This window comes from Modestobacter sp. KNN46-3 (assembly GCF_011039295.1).
The window spans coordinates 1-16,718 of record NZ_JAAKGN010000105.1; the positions used below are offsets into that span (position 1 = coordinate 1).

General features: G+C 71.5%; 15 protein-coding genes and 1 pseudogene. 9 read left to right on the plus strand and 7 right to left on the minus strand.

The annotated features are described in order from the left end of the window. Positions 1-318: 318 nt before the first annotated feature. Positions 319-450 (plus strand): hypothetical protein, encoded by a 132-nt coding sequence (locus G5C62_RS28730; protein WP_277424805.1) that lies wholly within the window; start codon positions 319-321, stop codon positions 448-450. Here the strand turns inward: G5C62_RS28730 and G5C62_RS18615 are convergent. After that, the gene (locus G5C62_RS18615; RefSeq protein ID WP_164702203.1) at positions 437-1,639 is read right to left on the minus strand and encodes an ISAs1 family transposase; all 1,203 of its coding nucleotides are present in this window, start codon (positions 1,637-1,639) and stop codon (positions 437-439) included. The two genes, G5C62_RS28730 and G5C62_RS18615, sit on opposite strands and share 14 nt — an antisense overlap. Positions 1,640-1,757: 118 nt before the next feature. Between G5C62_RS18615 and G5C62_RS18620 the strand changes: the two genes are divergently transcribed. From G5C62_RS18620 to G5C62_RS18655, 8 genes are all read left to right on the plus strand, one after another. Continuing rightward, positions 1,758-3,626, plus strand: coding sequence for an NAD(P)/FAD-dependent oxidoreductase (locus G5C62_RS18620; protein WP_241175986.1), 1,869 nt, complete (start codon positions 1,758-1,760; stop codon positions 3,624-3,626). Positions 3,627-3,825: 199 nt separating this feature from the next. Continuing rightward, on the plus strand, positions 3,826-4,044 hold the full coding sequence (locus G5C62_RS18625; protein ID WP_164702204.1) for a hypothetical protein: 219 nt from the start codon (positions 3,826-3,828) through the stop codon (positions 4,042-4,044). A 609-nt stretch (positions 4,045-4,653) separates the two neighbouring features. After that, complete coding sequence (locus tag G5C62_RS18630) at positions 4,654-5,406, plus strand: 2-keto-4-pentenoate hydratase (RefSeq protein WP_164702205.1); 753 nt, start codon at positions 4,654-4,656, stop codon at positions 5,404-5,406. A 61-nt stretch (positions 5,407-5,467) separates the two neighbouring features. Then, entirely contained in the window at positions 5,468-6,433 is a 966-nt protein-coding gene (locus G5C62_RS18635; RefSeq protein ID WP_164702206.1) for a ketopantoate reductase family protein, read from the plus strand. Then, entirely contained in the window at positions 6,430-7,515 is a 1,086-nt protein-coding gene (locus tag G5C62_RS18640; RefSeq protein WP_164702207.1) for a mandelate racemase/muconate lactonizing enzyme family protein, read from the plus strand. The genes G5C62_RS18635 and G5C62_RS18640 overlap by 4 nt, the downstream gene beginning before the upstream one ends. 200 nt (positions 7,516-7,715) lie before the next feature. Further along, positions 7,716-8,504 carry an SDR family NAD(P)-dependent oxidoreductase gene (locus G5C62_RS18645; RefSeq protein ID WP_164702208.1) on the plus strand — a complete coding sequence of 263 codons (789 nt, stop codon included), beginning with the start codon at positions 7,716-7,718 and terminating at the stop codon, positions 8,502-8,504. Between the two features lie 119 nt (positions 8,505-8,623). Further along, positions 8,624-9,085: a MaoC family dehydratase gene (locus tag G5C62_RS18650; protein ID WP_164702209.1), complete on the plus strand. Its 462-nt coding sequence runs from the start codon at positions 8,624-8,626 to the stop codon at positions 9,083-9,085. A gap of 61 nt (positions 9,086-9,146) precedes the next feature. Further along, positions 9,147-9,569: a PPOX class F420-dependent oxidoreductase gene (locus G5C62_RS18655; RefSeq protein ID WP_164702210.1), complete on the plus strand. Its 423-nt coding sequence runs from the start codon at positions 9,147-9,149 to the stop codon at positions 9,567-9,569. 479 nt (positions 9,570-10,048) lie between these two features. Here G5C62_RS18655 and G5C62_RS18660 read toward each other — a convergent pair whose 3' ends face one another. From G5C62_RS18660 to G5C62_RS18685, 6 genes and pseudogenes are all read right to left on the minus strand, one after another. Next, the gene (locus G5C62_RS18660; protein WP_346774131.1) at positions 10,049-11,206 is read right to left on the minus strand and encodes a PDDEXK nuclease domain-containing protein; all 1,158 of its coding nucleotides are present in this window, start codon (positions 11,204-11,206) and stop codon (positions 10,049-10,051) included. A gap of 266 nt (positions 11,207-11,472) precedes the next feature. Next, a complete protein-coding gene (locus tag G5C62_RS18665; protein ID WP_164702203.1) occupies positions 11,473-12,675 on the minus strand; it encodes an ISAs1 family transposase in 1,203 nt (400 codons plus the stop codon). Between the two features lie 171 nt (positions 12,676-12,846). After that, positions 12,847-13,530 (minus strand): dethiobiotin synthase, encoded by a 684-nt coding sequence (bioD, locus tag G5C62_RS18670; RefSeq protein ID WP_164702211.1) that lies wholly within the window; start codon positions 13,528-13,530, stop codon positions 12,847-12,849. Beyond that, positions 13,527-14,687, minus strand: a complete 1,161-nt coding sequence (locus tag G5C62_RS18675) for an 8-amino-7-oxononanoate synthase (RefSeq protein ID WP_164702212.1) — start codon at positions 14,685-14,687, stop codon at positions 13,527-13,529. Before G5C62_RS18675 ends, bioD begins: the two co-directional genes overlap by 4 nt. Continuing rightward, positions 14,684-15,994 carry an adenosylmethionine--8-amino-7-oxononanoate transaminase gene (locus G5C62_RS18680; protein ID WP_241175987.1) on the minus strand — a complete coding sequence of 437 codons (1,311 nt, stop codon included), beginning with the start codon at positions 15,992-15,994 and terminating at the stop codon, positions 14,684-14,686. Before G5C62_RS18680 ends, G5C62_RS18675 begins: the two co-directional genes overlap by 4 nt. 209 nt (positions 15,995-16,203) lie before the next feature. Beyond that, positions 16,204-16,718, minus strand: a pseudogene (locus G5C62_RS18685) (biotin synthase); the annotation flags it as partial.

The window sequence follows — 16,718 nt, forward strand, 5'->3', positions numbered from 1 at the left end:
GCAGGCCAGCATGATCCGCCGCTACATCGCCTGGCGGAACCGGCACGTCACCGATCCCAAGCTCCGCAAAGTCGTCCGCCGAGCCGAGACCATCAAGAGGGCGAAGGTTGCCTGACCCGGCACTAGGCGCTGACCAGGACCACCAAATGTGGCCTCCGGAGTTCGGCTGGTGGCTCGAAAAGCGGACGCGCGCCGTACGGAAACTGGGGCTTCGCAGCTGAGACGCAACGGCGGCAAGAACTGGCTCTCCGGTCCTTCCCGTGGGTCCTGGTTGACCGGTTGAACGTGCAACACGTCGTCCCTGCTCAGCGAGTGGCGATGGTCGGCGACGACATCAACGACGCACCGGCGCTCACCCAGGCCGACGTCGGGATCGCCATGCAGGGCTCGTGCAAAGTCGTGAATGGGCGGCCTGACCTGCTGACTCGTGTCACGGTCACGCTGTGGTGAGGGCGTCGAGGACGTCGGTGGGCCGGTAACTGAACTCGCGGTGGGCGGCGGCGATGTTGGTGCCGCCGCGGAGCCGGATGATGTTGATCGCGGTGTTGCGCAGGGCGGCCATCACCTGGGGTCCGTTGCCGGTGCGTACGCGGGAGTGGTCTTCACCCTGGGTGACGTCCCGGACCCAGTGCAGCGAGTTCTCGATCGTCCAGTGCGAGCGGATCCAGTCGGCCAGCAGGCGTGGGTCGGCGTCGCGGTGACCCAGCGAGGTGATCGCGTACACCGTCTTCACCGACGGCTTGCCGCGGCCGGGAAGACGGCGTCGGCGGACCACCTTGATCGCCCGGGCGCCGTGCGGGAACAGTGCCGCCTCCGGCGTGGCGTCGAGGTCGATGACCTTGATCGACCGGGACTCGGTCCGGCCGTGGCCGACATGCCGGGCCAGCAGGCCGGGCGCCTGGGCCCAGGGCAGCCGGGCCAGCGCCCGCTGCAGCGTGGGCTGGTTGCCCTTGACGGTGAACAGGTAGTGCGCGCCGCGGCGGTGCAGGTAGTCGGCGTGGCTGCGCTGGCAGTGCAGTGCGTCGGCGGTGACCACCGTCTCGCGCAGGTCAGGCAGGGCGTCGAGCACGGCGGGGAACGCCGCCAGTTCATCGCCGTCGGTGACTTCGGCCTGGGCGAGCACCAGCCGGTGGGCGTGGTCGAACACCGTGACCAGCTTGGCCTGCTCACCCGCGCCGTAGCGGACGCCGCGCAACGTCTTGCCGTCGACGGCCACCACGACTCGGTTCTCCCCGCGGGGTCGAGCGCCGTCGCCGGCCTGCTGCGCTCGTGCCCGAGACCGGGCGAGCACCCAGCCGGTCAGCACCCGCTGCAGCGCGGCCGCATCGACCGCGGCCAGCACCCGACCGAACGTGGTCGCGTGCGGCGTCGGACCGCAGACAGTGATCGGCTGCTCGGCATGGCGGGCCCACTGGGCGATCGCCGCCCAGGAGCGGGCACCGGCCAGGACCGCACCCACGGCGAGGAATAGAACCGATTGCAGACTGTGACGACGCCCGCGGGCCCGCCTTGGCTCGGGAACCTCCGACAGGGCCTGCAACAGGCTGATCGACTCGACCACGTCCAGCCGGCCCGGGGGCAGGCCGGTCCCGGTGACGGCGTCCACCACGGCGGTCGGAGAGAATGAACTTGCGGGCACGGGCCCCTCGCTGGTGATCGACGGCTTCAGACACCTTCAGATCACCACCGGCCCGTGCCCGCCCCAAACCCGCAGCTCGGCGCCTCGCCCTACGACTTTGCACGAGCCCTGGATCGCCATGGGCGGCATCGAGATCGCGATCGAGTTCACCGACGTCGTCATCGTCGGCAACCGGCTTCCCGCCATCCTCGCCGCACGCGGCCTCGCCGGGCGCGCCTACCGCCGGCTGCGACAGAACATCGTGCTGTCGTTCCTGTTCAATGGAATCGGCGTTCCACTCGTGGCAACCGGGCTGGTCTATCCCGTCGGGGCGATGATCGTGATGGTCGTCAGCGTGACGGCGGTGCTCGCCAACTCCGTGCGGGTGGCAAGTGGTCGACGATCGTCTCCACGCTTCACCGCGACCATCGCTCCTGAGCACCGTTGCGCCGCAACGGGCGCAACGAGCACTCCAGGAAGCGGACCGCGTCGGTGCATGGCCCCGCCCCTACCTGGGCAGCCCCCGCCTCATGCACTCCCGTCGACGGAGTCGCGAACCGCGGCAAGACAGTCCGGTGAGCCGAACACCGGATGGGCGCGGCCCGGCATGACCGAAGGGAACGGTGTGAGCGAGCGATACGACAGCCTGGTGATCGGCGGTGGAATGGCCGGCCTGCCCATAGCACTACGGGCCGCCCGGCACGGGCGCACGGCCTTCGTGGAGAAGGAGCTGCTCGGCGGCACCTGCCTCAACCGCGGCTGCATCCCCACCAAGACGATGATCGCCTCGGCCACCGTCGCCCACCAGGTACGCAGGGCCGCGGAGTTCGGTGTGCACACCGGCGCACCCCGCGTCGACCTCGGCGAAGTCGTGGACCGCAAGGACCAGATCGTCGCCGACATCAGGGCGGGCTCCTACCGGGCGGTGGGCAAGGCCGAGGGAATGGACTTTTTCCACGCCGAAGGCCGCTTCACCGGCCCCCGCCGCCTGCAGGTCGGGAACGGTGAGGGAACCGTGATCGAGGCCGACCGCATCTTCCTGGTCACCGGCACGAGAACGGCGATCCCCGACATCGCCGGCATCGACCGCGTCCCCTACCTCACCTCCCGCACCCTCTTGGACCTGCGTGAGCTACCCGAGCACCTCATCGTCGTCGGCGGCGGGTACGTCGGCTGCGAATTCGCCCAGATGTTCCGCCGGTTCGGCTCCCAGGTGACCGTCATCCAGCGCGCCGACCGGCTGCTGCCCGGTGAGGACGCCGAGATCTCCACAGCCGTGCTCGAAGGCTTTTCCGCCGACGGCATCGACGTGCGGCTGTCCACGGCCTGCGTGCACGCCGACGGCGCCGCCGGTGCGATCCGACTGGGCTGCAGCGGGACGACCGCGGAGGAGGTCACCGGAACACACCTGCTGATCGCCACCGGCCGCGCCCCCAACACTGACCGGCTCGGCCTGGAACACCTGGGCCTGCAGCCGGGACCGGGCGGCTTCCTCACCGTCGACGACCAGCTCCGCACGTCGGCGGAGGACGTGTGGGCCCTGGGCGACCTGCGCGGCGGCCCCATGTTCACCCACACCGCCCGCGACGACGCCGACGTCGTCTACCGCACCGCCTTCCGCAACACCGACCGGTCGATCGCAGGCCGGATCGTGCCGCACGCGGTGTTCCTCGACCCCGAGGTCGCCGCCGTCGGGCTCACCGAGGAGCAGGCCCGCGCCGCCGGCCACGACGTCATCGTCGGCCGGCAGGCCTTCGACGGGGTCGCCAAAGCGCGCGCCATCGGGTCAACCATCGGGCTGATCAAATTCGTCGTCGACGCCGCTACCGACCAGATCCTTGGCTGCCACATCGCCGGCCCCGACGCCGGCAACCTCATTCACGAGGCCGTGATCGCGATGGTCGCCGGCGCCAGCTACGCCGACATCGCCCGGGCCATCCACGTACACCCCACCCTCGCCGAGGGCGTGAACTCCGCCGCCGGCGGCGTACACCGCCCCGCCGGCTGACCACCATGCCCTCCACGGCCCCAACCCCCTCATCCGAAAGAGTGCGTGCCCATGATTCGTAATGACCGGTGGATCACCAGCGTCGGCCAGTGGGTTGCCCTGAGGAACGCCGTCGTGCCGATCGTCACCCGGTCCGGCGACCGGCGGTCGGCGGTCGGCCCGGCGGGGCAACGCCGATGGAACGGATACGGGCGGACCCATGGCTGAGGCCCGAGCAGCAGTCGGCAGGGGATCCCTTCCCGACCCCACCCGCCGAGCGCTCAAGGCGCTGATCACGGCCTACCACTCCGGTGACGACTGGGACGACCTGTTCGGACGGCTGACACTCAGCGAGCTCAACGGGCTGCGCGCCCTGGTCCCCCACATGCCGCCGCGAGCCGCCCGGCACTTCGCGGAGAACGTGTTCGGCCCGCACTGAACCCCGATGCTCCGCCCGAATGTATCGGCCGATCTGATCCTGGCCGGGTAGTCCATTTCTGGTGATGGGCGTGTGAGGTCTGCAGGCCTGTTCGGCTTTTCCACCTCCTCGGGTTCCACTCAGCTGCGGAACCCGAGGTCGAACCCGCAGGTCAACCCACGAATTCGCGTCACCAGCGCAACCCTCAGCTGCGGAACCCGAGACCTCGGGTCGTTCCTCCCGCCGCGTGCGGCTGGCTGGTCAGTGCGGATGGCGATGGACCGGCTCGCGGAGTACCGACGCCCTACGCCTGCGCGAAGGCGCTCGGGCCGAAACTGCGTGCCGGCGCCGAGACGCTGCGGAAGTGGATCCTACAAGTTCAGGTCGACCAGGCCGATCGGCCCACAAGCGAGGAACGTGAGGAGCGCGAGCGCTTGAAGGCCGAGGTTCGAGACCTGCGTGAGGCCAACGAGATCCTCAAGGCAGCCCCGGTTTTCTTCGTCCGGGAACGCGGCCCGCACCGCAGTCTCGTACTGCGCCGGGGGCCCGCCCACGCCGGAGTCGCGGCGGGTGCGTGTTTTAGCGCATGGGCGGGTGCAGCCTGCCCGCCCGCGGGGGAAGGTTGCGGGCGTGACCGGATTGGTGCGCTCGCTGGCCCTTCGACAGCTGGCCGACTACCGGGCCGGGACGCCGGGCATGTCCTTCGCCGACCCCGGACGGCCGCCGCTTGCTCTCGAGGATGCCTACCGGGTGCAGGTCGAGGTGGCGGCCCTGCGTGGCCCGGCGGAGCAGGTGGTCGGTTATAAGGTCGGCTGCACCGGCCCTGGGACCCGGGCGCAGTTCGGGCTGGACGGGCCGATCCGCGGGCTCCTGTACGACACCGAGCTCCACTCTTCGGGCAGCGAGCTGTCCTATTCCGCCTACGCCGACCTGGCGATCGAGGGCGAACTGGCCGTGCGCGTGGGCGGCGACGGCCGGGTCGCATACATGTTCCCGGTCATCGAGCTGCATAACTACGTCTTCCGTGGGCAGCCGCCGACGCTGTCGGAGCTCGTGGCCAACAACGGCATCAACGCCGGAGTGGTCCTCCCTCCGCCGGCGGCGGAGGTGCCGTGGCGCGAGGGCGAGCCGGTGACCGGGCGGTTGACCGTCCAGATCAACGGGACCTGTGTCGAGGAAGGGCCCATGGACGGCGTCCCGGGAGGACCGGCGGGGTCGCTGCGGTGGCTGGCGCAGCATCTGGCCGATCACGGCCTGACTGTGTGTCCTGGGCAGCTGATCCTGACCGGCACGCCGCTGGGGCTGATCCGGGTGCGGCCGGGCGACCACATCGAGGTGACCGCCGAGCACTTGGGCGCGGTCGAGGCCACGATCGGCCCCTGAGCCGTTCGCGGGGCGTCCGTGCGCGGCTGCCGGGCGGCGCACCCGCGGCTACGTTCGGTCCATGGACCGCGACACCGGACATGCACTTGCCCCGGAAGACCGTGCCGGCCTTGCCAGCCTGCGTGTCGCCGTGCTCGGCCCCGGCGGGGTCGGTGGCCTGCTCGCCGGGCTGCTGGCTCGCGCGGGGGCGACCGTCACCTGCCTGGCCGGGGCCGACACCGCCGCGGTCCTGAACCGCCAGGGCCTGCGCGTCGACAGCGGCAGGTTCGGCAGCTTCACCGTCCCGGTGCGGGCCGCCGAACGGCTGTCCGAGCCGGTCGACGTCTGCCTGGTGACCGTCAAGGCCACTCAGTTGGACACCGCGGCGCAGCGGGTGCCGGCTGACGTTCTCGGCGGTGCGCTCGTGGTTCCCCTCCTCAACGGGGTGGAGCACGTCGCTTTGCTGCGGCAGTGGTATCCCGGGGCGGCTGTGGTGGCGGGGACCATCCGGGTCGAGTCGAGCCGGGTGGCGCCCGCGGAGATCCGCCACGACAGCCCCTTTGCCTCCATCGAGCTGGCCGCCGGCCACGGGCTGCGCGACCGGGTCGAGCAGCTCGCCCACGCGCTGCGGCAGGCAGGCCTGGACGTGCGCGTCACCGAGGACGAGGGCGCCATCGTGTGGGGGAAGCTGAATTTCCTCGCTCCGCTCGCGCTGCTGACCACCGACGAGGACGCCCCCGCCGGGGTGGTCCGCGAGCGCCGCCGCGAGGACCTGGTGGCGGTGATCGCCGAGGTGGCGGCCGTCGCCCGCGCCGAGGGCGCGCCCGCCGACGAGCGCGGCGTCCTGGAGTTCTTCGACCAGGTCCCGGCGAGCATGCAGTCGTCCATGCAGCGTGACGCGGCCGCCGGCCGGCCGACCGAGCTGGAGGCCATCGGCGGAGCCGTCGTCCGCAGAGCGGCCGAGCACGGGATCCCGGTGCCGGCGACCGCTCACTTGGTCGAGCAGCTGCGCGCCCGCGGCCTCGCGCCAACGGAGGGAGCCCGATGAGGATCGACCAGATCCGGGTCGGCTACGCACCCGTGCCCATGCGCAGCCCGATGCGCACCGCCATCCACTCGACCACCCACACCCACAACGCCCTGGTGGAGATCTCCGCCGACGGCGTCACCGGGCAGGGGGCAGCGCTCACCCTGGCCGCCGGGCAAGCGCAGGCGGTCTGCCGGGTCCTGGAAGACTTCGCCGGCCTGCTGCACGGGACCGACCCCCGCAACATCCGCGGGCTGGCCGCGCAGCTGCGACAGCGGGTGAGCCTGACCGGGCAGTCGGGGATCAGCATGCTGGCCCTCTCCGCGATCGACACCGCGCTGTGGGACCTGCACGCCCGGGCCGTCGACCTACCGCTCTACCGGATGCTGGGTGGCAGCCCCGCCGCCCTGCCGGTCTACGCCCAACCCGGCTGGCTGTCCCTGTCCGAGGAGGAACTCGTCACCGAGGCCCTCGCCGTGCAAGAGCGGGGCTTCGGCCACTACAAGATGCGGGTCGGCTCACCGGATTGGCGCCACGACGTCGAGCGCGTCAGCCGCGTCCGCGAGGCGCTGGATCCGGCGACCCAGCTGATGGTGGACGCCAACCAGGGCTGGTCCCGGGTCCAGGCGCTGGCCGCCGCCCGGGCGCTGGACGACCTCGGGCTGTTCTGGCTCGAGGAACCGGTCGACGTCGACGACGTGGCCGGGATGGCTCGGGTCGCTGCCACCGTCCGGACGCCGGTGGCGGCCGGGGAGAGCGTGTTCGGCGCCGAAGGGCTGCGCCCGCTGATCGAGCAGGACGCGGCCGCGGTGCTGATGCCCGACCTGCAGCACTGCGGCGGACCCACCGGATTCCTCCTCGCCGCGGCCCAGGCCCAGCTCGCCGGCCTGCCGGTGTCCAATCACCTGTTCATCGAGGTCAGCATCCACCTGCTCGCCGCCTGCCCGAATGCCTTGATCGTCGAGTACATGCCCGGCTGGTGGGACGACCTGTTCCATCGGCCACCCGACATCCGCAACGGCACCCTGCGGCCCAGCGACGACCCAGGCATCGGCGTCCGCTTCCGCGACGACGCCGAGGCCACCCTCTCCACGGTGGGCTGACCAGCACCTCCGTTGGCAGCGGCCGGACGCCTGCGGCACCGTCGTGGCCGGAGTCGTCGGTGACCGATCCGTCCGGCCGGTGAGTGGAACGGGCGGCTCCTGGCTAGGAGGGATGAGGCCAGGCCCCGAGTGCCGACGACGGGACCTCACGTCAGGGCCCGGCTCCAGGAAGACTGGCTCCAGGAAGAGGAGACACCCCTATGGCTCTGCCCCTGCAGGCCCGCACCGCGCTGGTCACCGGCGGCGGCCGCGGAATCGGTCGCGCGACCGCACTGGCCCTGGCCGAGGCCGGTGCAGCGGTCGCCGTGCTGGCCCGATCGGTCGACGAAGTGGACCGGACGGTCGAGGAGCTGCGCGCGGCCGGGCACCGAGCCGCGGGGGCATCGGGTGATGTCGCCGACGCCACCTCCCTGGCCGAGGGGCTGCACCAGCTGACCGGGGAGCTGGGGAACATCGACGTCCTGGTCAACAACGCCGGGGTGAGCTGGCCGGTCGGCCCGACCGCGAGCATCGACCCGGAGCAGTTCGCGCAGGCGGTGGCGATCAACCTGGTCGGCCCGCTGCGCTGCATCCGCCTCACGCTGCCGGGGATGCTGGCGGCCGGCTGGGGTCGGATCGTCAACGTCACCACCGGTGCGGCGAACGCACCCGGCATGCCGCGCGCGGCGGCCTACTCCTCCAGCAAGGCGGGACTGAATCAGCTGACGGTCAACCTCGCCGCCGAGCTGGCCGGCACCGGGGTCACCGTCACCGCGGTCGACCCCGGCCCGGTCGACACCGCCATGCAGGACTACATGCGCGACCAACCCGCCGACCTCATCGGCGACCAGGTGCACGGCATGTTCCAGCGCTTCCACGCCGACGGCCAGCTCAACCACCCCACCCAGCCTGCCCAGCTCATCGCCGCACTCGCGGCCGGCGACGTCACCGGAGAGATCGCGGCCGTCGGATCCGACCGGGCCTCAGCGCTGGTGGACTCGGCGGCCTGACCCGGCCGACGTCCCACACCGACGTCCCACACCGACGTCCCACACCGACGTCCCACGCTGGCGTCTGACTCCTCGACCGGCCCGCAGCGGCCGACCGTCCTCCTCGATAGGTTCCGTCGATGATCGAGCGCTACTTCGCCGACTACGTCCCCGGCACGACCTCCGAACACGGCCCCATCCAGGTGACCGCGTCCGAGGTTGTGGAGTTCGGCCGGCGGTTCGACCCGCAGCCGTTCCACGTCGACGCCGACGCGGCCGCTGCGAGCCCGTTCGGAGGGCTGATCGCCAGCGGCTGGCATACCTGCGCGCTGATGATGCGCCTGCTGGCCGAGGAGTACCTGTCCCCCGTCTCCAGCCTCGGCTCCCCGGGCGTGGACCAGCTGCGGTGGATCCTGCCGGTGCGACCCGGTGACGAACTCACGCTGCGCACCACGGTCGAAGACGCTCGCATCTCCCAGAGCAAACCGGACCGGGGGATCGTCCAAACCCGGATCGAGCTGGTCAACCAGGCCGGCGACGTCGTACTGCGCCTGCTGGCGACCAATCTCGTGCGCGCCCGCCCCGACACCCCCGCCGGCTGACAGATCCCGTCGACCATCGAGCGGAGAGGACAGGTGACTCGCTCGTCGGTACCGTGGAGCGGTGACCTTCGCCGAGGCGTTAGCCCTGGTGGCCTCCCAGCGCGTCGGCGTTCTGGTCACGGTGCGCCGCGACGGAAGACCGCAGACGAGCAACGTCGTCTACGCCCTCGACGGCCACCGGATCCGGATCTCGGTCACCGAGGACCGCGCCAAGACCCGGAACCTGCGTCGCGACCCCCGCGCCGTCCTGCACGTGAGCTCGCCGGACCTGTCGGCCTGGGCAGCCCTCGATGGCACCGCGGAACTGTCACCCACCACGACCATCCCCAGCGATGCCACCGGCCAGGCCCTCGCCGAGCTTCACACGGCCATCGCCGGAAGAGAACACCCGGACTGGGCGGAGTACCACCGCGCCATGGTGGAAGAACGCCGACTGATCATCACCTTGACCGCAACCTCCGGCTATGGCGGAAAAGCCGGCTGACCCCGCGCAACCCGGCAGCGGCTCAGGCGCGGCCCTGCGGGCTCTTTTCTCGCCGAGGGCGTAAGGACGGGCGCAGGAACAGTCGGGCGGTGGCCGCACGGTCACTGACCCGCGATGTCTACACCAGTGGACCAGGTTCCGCCATGGTGGGCGGACCCTAGCCAGTCGGTCATTCAGCAGGTGAGCCAAGGCGCGCAAGAACCCCCCTACCAAGACCACTCGGGGGATGCGACGGCTTGAAGCCTAGATGCATGCGTCTCACTTCCTTGGAAGTGAGACGGGGGGGTAACGGGGCGCCGGTCCCGCCGACGACTGTGACGTGCAGCGGTAGGTGGCGCGGTCTCCGCCAGCGCTATGTAGCCGGGTGACGGCTCACCGCGAGAGCCAGTTCACCAGTCTGTGCAGCAGTCTCGTCCCGCCGAATCACGCAGCGACGCCCCGAAGCGGTGCGCGACAGCCTCGCGGGTGGGCTGCGCGCCTTACTCGCCAGTGCTGCGTCGGTCGTTGCGCGGTTGCGGCCCGGTTGCGTACTGGTCGAGGACTGCTCCGGCGGCGGTCGCGAGCTCGGTGTCGGTGGGGACGGCGGTGCGCGCCGAGGCGGGCAGCGTGTCGTAGGTGTAGCCGGCAACAGCCAGCGGCGTGGTGGTGCCGGCGAGGGAGTAACGCACGACGCTGTCGTTGCGGCTGGTACACAGCAGGATCCCGACGGTGGAGGAGTGCCGGTCGGGATCGCGCAGGCTCTCATCGATCCAGGAGACGTAGAAGCCCAGCTGGCCGGCGTGTTCGGGGCTGAAGCGACCGACCTTGAGTTCGACGACCACGAACCGGGACTGTGCCCAGTTGAAGAACAGCAGGTCGATGGAGTACTCGTCGCCGTCGACCTCGAAGCGGTACTGGCGCGCGACGAAGGCGAAGCCGTGGCCCAGCTCGAGCAGGAAGGCTTGCAGCCGGGTCATGAGGGCGTCTTCGAGGTCGCGTTCGGCGACCGGGCCGGCGAGGTCGAGGAAGTCCAAGACGTACGGGTCGCGGGTCATCTGCTGAGCCAGTTCGGAGTCCGCGGCGGGCAGCACGCCGGGGAAGTTCGAGGGCGCGGCACCGGTTCGGGAGTGCAACCGGTTCATGATCTGGTGAAGCAACACGTTGCGGGACCAGCCATGCTCCACCGCCGCGGCGGCGTACCAGTTCCGCTCGTCGGGGTCGGCGAGCTTGTCCAGCAGGACGGTGACGTGCCCCCAAGGCAATCGTCCAACAGGCTGTTGGACGATCGCCTCCTCCGGCCAGGCGGCCGCCATCTGTCGCATGTAGAAGAGGTTGCTGCGGGACAGTCCGCGCATCTGCGGGAACGCCGCACGCAGATCGGTGGCCAGCCGGTCGATCACCCGGGTGCCCCAGCCTTCGGCGCGCTGGCGCTGCAGCACCGCGTTCCCGATCTGCCAGTAGAGCCCGATCAGCTCCGTGTTGACGACCCGCTGGGCGCGCCACCTGGCTTCAGCAACGGTGCTCTTGAGGTCCTCCAGTAGCTCGGCGTAGCCAGCCGGCAGGGTGAACTCGGGCTCCGCGGTTACCGACCCATCCTCACAGGATGGTCCCGACCGGAGCCGACCGCTCCCTAGCGTGCAGCCCGCTGCGTACGCCAGGAAGCGCCCGTAGACGGCCCAGACGACCCTAGACTGACATAATCCAAATTATCGACGAACCTCGGAATCCGCCGCGCGGCCAACTAGATTCCTCGCCGGTTGGGCGGCGGCGCTCCGCCGGCTGCCCGAGGCCTGTCGCCTTTCCCAAGGACTCGTCGTCTATTCGTAGGCGGCGGTCCTCGCTTCCATTTTTTTCACACGGGCGGGCTCCCAGGGCTCGTGCAAAGTCGTGAATGGGCGGCCTGACCTGCTGACTCGTGTCACGGTCACGCTGTGGTGAGGGCGTCGAGGACGTCGGTGGGCCGGTAACTGAACTCGCGGTGGGCGGCGGCGATGTTGGTGCCGCCGCGGAGCCGGATGATGTTGATCGCGGTGTTGCGCAGGGCGGCCATCACCTGGGGTCCGTTGCCGGTGCGTACGCGGGAGTGGTCTTCACCCTGGGTGACGTCCCGGACCCAGTGCAGCGAGTTCTCGATCGTCCAGTGCGAGCGGATCCAGTCGGCCAGCAGGCGTGGGTCGGCGTCGCGGTGACCCAGCGAGGTGATCGCGTACACCGTCTTCACCGACGGCTTGCCGCGGCCGGGAAGACGGCGTCGGCGGACCACCTTGATCGCCCGGGCGCCGTGCGGGAACAGTGCCGCCTCCGGCGTGGCGTCGAGGTCGATGACCTTGATCGACCGGGACTCGGTCCGGCCGTGGCCGACATGCCGGGCCAGCAGGCCGGGCGCCTGGGCCCAGGGCAGCCGGGCCAGCGCCCGCTGCAGCGTGGGCTGGTTGCCCTTGACGGTGAACAGGTAGTGCGCGCCGCGGCGGTGCAGGTAGTCGGCGTGGCTGCGCTGGCAGTGCAGTGCGTCGGCGGTGACCACCGTCTCGCGCAGGTCAGGCAGGGCGTCGAGCACGGCGGGGAACGCCGCCAGTTCATCGCCGTCGGTGACTTCGGCCTGGGCGAGCACCAGCCGGTGGGCGTGGTCGAACACCGTGACCAGCTTGGCCTGCTCACCCGCGCCGTAGCGGACGCCGCGCAACGTCTTGCCGTCGACGGCCACCACGACTCGGTTCTCCCCGCGGGGTCGAGCGCCGTCGCCGGCCTGCTGCGCTCGTGCCCGAGACCGGGCGAGCACCCAGCCGGTCAGCACCCGCTGCAGCGCGGCCGCATCGACCGCGGCCAGCACCCGACCGAACGTGGTCGCGTGCGGCGTCGGACCGCAGACAGTGATCGGCTGCTCGGCATGGCGGGCCCACTGGGCGATCGCCGCCCAGGAGCGGGCACCGGCCAGGACCGCACCCACGGCGAGGAATAGAACCGATTGCAGACTGTGACGACGCCCGCGGGCCCGCCTTGGCTCGGGAACCTCCGACAGGGCCTGCAACAGGCTGATCGACTCGACCACGTCCAGCCGGCCCGGGGGCAGGCCGGTCCCGGTGACGGCGTCCACCACGGCGGTCGGAGAGAATGAACTTGCGGGCACGGGCCCCTCGCTGGTGATCGACGGCTTCAGACACCTTCAGATCACCACCGGCCCGTGCCCGCCCCAAACCCGCAGCTCGGCGCCTCGCCCTACGACTTTGCACGAGCCCTGGGCGGGCTCCACAGGCCGCAATTTCGGAGTGGACTCCGGGCTTGGCACGTCGCTAGATTTTCACCCAGTAAGCCAGGTGGGGGCGGCGGCCCGGAAGTCTGCGGGCGACAGGGCGGCGGCGCCAGCGGGGATGCGGCCGAGCAGGGGGACGCCGCTGCGGGGTAGGTCGTGGAGGTTGCAGTGTTCGGCCAGCCCTGGCTGGGCCGGCCAGGAGCCGATGATCAGCCCGGTGGGGTGCAGTCCGCGGACGCGGAGGGCTTCGACGGTGAGTTCGGTGGCGTTGAGGGTGCCCAGTCCGGCGGCCACGGCGATGATGATCTGCGGTCGCGTGCCGGCGGCTTGCAGCGCTTCGGCCAGGTCGGCGAGTGTGGCGCCGGTGCTGTCGAGGCGGACGAGCAGCCCGCCGGCGCCTTCGACGAGGACCAGGTCGTGGGTGTCGGCGAGGTCGACGATCTGTGCGGCGGTGTCGGCGATGGGAGGCAGAGCGATGCCGGCGCGGCGGGCGGCGGTGTCGGGGGCGAGCGGGTCGGGTAGCCGGACCGGCTCGAGCAGGGTGTGCGCGCCGCCGAGGCTTTGAACGACGGCCAGGTCGCCGGGCTGGTCGGGCAGCAGACCGGTCTGGGCGGGTTTGACCGCGGCGACCCGCTGTCCGGCGGTGGTGGCACGGGCGGCCAGGGCGGCGGTGACGATGGTCTTACCCACGTCGGTGCCGGTGCCGGTGACCAGGGTGATTCCTCCGGTCACCGGAGCTCCGGTGCGTTGAGGACAGCTCGGAGGGCTTCGGTGGCGGCGGTGCGGGCGGCGTCGTCGAGGGTGGCGTGGGCGGTCAGCCGCAGCCGGCTGATGCCGTCGGGGGTGGAGGGAGGCCGGAAGCAGCCGACCCGCAGGCCGCGCTGCGCGAGGTCCTCGGCGGCGGCGAGAGCCTCGGCTGGGGAGGGCATGGGTACCGAGAGGACGGCGCCGGCCGGGGCGGGGACTCCGGCGGCGGCGGCGAGGGCCTGGGCGCAGGCGCCGACGGCGGTGACGCGGTCGGGTTCGCGTTGCAGGACGTGCAGCGCGGCGAGCGCGGCTGCTGCGGCGGGCGGGTTGAGCCCGGTGTCGAAGATGAACGGCCGGGCGGTGTTGATCAGATGCTCAATGACCTCCGGTGCGGCGAGCACCGCGCCGCCCTGGCTGCCCAGGGCCTTGGACAGGGTGGCGGTGACGATCACGTCGGGGGCGCCGGCCAAGCCCAGCTCGGCGACCAGACCTTGGCCGCGGTTGCCGCGGACGCCGAGACCGTGGGCCTCATCGACCAGCAGCAGCCCATCGTGCCGGCGGATGACTTGGACCAGGTCGGTCAGGGGGGCGGCGTCGCCGAGGACGGAGTACACCGACTCGGCCAGCACGACCGCGTGCGGCTCGGTGCGGGCGGCCAGGGCCACCTCGACGGCCTCGACGTCGACATGGGGCACGACCTGGACGCGGGCGCGGGCCAGCCGGCAGGCGTCGACGAGGGAGGCGTGGATGTGGGCGTCGGAGACGATCAGGGTGTCCGGGCCGGCCAGCGCGGTCACCGCACCGAGGTTGGCCAGATAGCCGGAGGAGAAGACCAGTCCCGCCGGTTGCCGGCAGTGCTCGGCCAGTGCCTGTTCCAGGTCGGTGTGCAGCGGCAGGGTTCCGGTGACCAGCCGGGAGGCCCCGGCGCCGGCACCGAACTGGTGCGCGGCGGCGGCGGCCGCGGCGGTGACCTCTGGATGGGTGGCCAGCCCCAGGTAGTCGTTGCCGGCCAGGTCCAGCGACCGCGGCTCGGCGGTGCGGGGTCGCAGCGATCGGGTGAGCCCGGCCGCGGCACGCGCGGCGGCCTGGGCGCGCAGCCGGTCGAGCAACCCTGCCGTGGCGGGAGCGTGGGTGTCGGTCATGCGGTGACCGCGGTGGCCGCGGCGAGCACGCCGCCGGCGATGGTGGCGATGTTGTCGGCGGTGCTGATGTAGGGCGGCATGGTGTAGATCAGGTTGCGGAACGGGCGCAGCCACACCCCGGCGGCCAGGGCGGCGTCGGTGGCGCGGGCCACGTCGACCGGTGCGCGGGTCTCCACCACCCCGACGGCGCCGATCACCCGGACGTCGGCGACGCCGGGCAGCTCGGCCGCCGGCGCGAGCCCGGCGGTGAGCTCGCCTTCGATGCCGCGGACCCGGGCGGCCCAGTCCTGGCCGGTGAGCAGGTCGATACTGGCCGAGGCGATGGCGCAGGCCAGGGGGTTGGCCATGAACGTCGGGCCGTGCATGAGCGCACCGGCGGGTTGGGCGCCGACTGCCTCGGCGACCGGCCCGGTGCACAGCACAGCGGCCATGGTCAGATACCCGCCGGTGAGCGCCTTACCCAGGCACAGGATGTCTGGGATGACGTCGGCGTGCTCGGCGGCGAACAGTGTGCCGGTGCGCCCGAACCCGGTGGCGATCTCATCAAGGATGAGCAGCACGCCGTGCTCGTCGCACAGCCGGCGCAGCAGACGCAGGCACGCCGGGCTGTAGATGTGCATCCCGCCGGCGCCCTGCAACACCGGCTCGACGATCACCGCGGCCAGCTCGGGCGCGTGCTCGTTGAACAGGCGGGTCGTCTGCGCCGCCCACGCCTGCAGCTGCGGGTCCTCGGCGTCGCGGTCGAACCCGGCCGGAGGCCGGGGTGCGAAGACCTGCTCGGTCAGCACCCCGGTGAACAGGGAGTGCATCCCTCCGGCGGGGTCGCAGACGCTCATCGCCGCGAACGTGTCGCCGTGATAGCCGCCGCGGATGGTGAGCAGCCGCCGCCGGCGGGGCTGCCCCCGGCCGACGGCGGCCTGCAGCGCCATCTTGATCGACACCTCCACCGACACCGATCCGGAGTCGCAGAGGAACACGTGCTGCAACGGCTCCGGGGTCAGCGCCAGCAGCCGCTGCACCAACCCGACCGCCGGGGCGTGGGTCAGCCCACCGAACATCACGTGCGACATCGCGGCCAGCTGATCATGCGCGGCGGCATCCAGCACCGGATGGCGGTAGCCGTGGATCGCGCACCACCACGAGGACATGCCATCGATCACCTCGCCGTGTCCGGCGATCTGCAGCCGCACGCCCTGGGCGGACTCCACCAGCCGCACCGCCGCCGGATCGGTCATCGATGCATACGGATGCCACACGTGCCCGCGGTCGACCGCCAGCAGCCCCTCGACATCGATCAGGTCAGTCACTGCTGCTCCCCCTGCATGGGTCCGTGCTCGCTGCACACCGCTGTCCACGCCAAGGGGGTGACCTGAACCTTCATCCGCCGCCCGCAGCGCGGGCAGAACCGGGGCGGTTCCAGGCTTCCGGTGGCCTCGCAGCGGCCGTGGTCACCACCGGCGGCCGGCTGGCCACACCGCGGGCAGAACACCGGATCGGCAGGCGTGGTCGACATCGGTCACAGCGCGTCGGACAGGGCCTTGACCGGCATCCGCAGCTCGGCCAGCAGCGCCAGGTCTTCCTGCGGCGGTCGGCCCAGCGTGGTCAGGTAGTTGCCGACGATGATCGCGTTGACCCCGCCCAGCAGCCCATCGCGGGCACCCAGGTCACCCAGGGTGATCTCCCGTCCGCCGGCGAAGCGCAGGATCGTGCGCGGTAGCGCCAGCCGGAATGCGGCCACCGTCCGCAGCGCCTCGGTGGCTTCGAGGACCGGCAGGTCGGCGAACGGGGTGCCAGGCCGGGGGTTGAGGAAGTTCATCGGCACCTCATCGGGTGCCAGCTGGGCCAGCTGGGCGGCGAACTCCGCCCGCTGGGCCCGGGTCTCGCCCATCCCGATGATCCCACCGCAGCAGACTTCCATTCCCGACGCGGCCACCATCTGCAGGGTGTCGAAGCGCTCCTGCCAGGTGTGGGTGGTGACCACCGACGGGAAGTGCGACCGGGCGGTCTCCAGGTTGTGGTTGTACCGGTGCA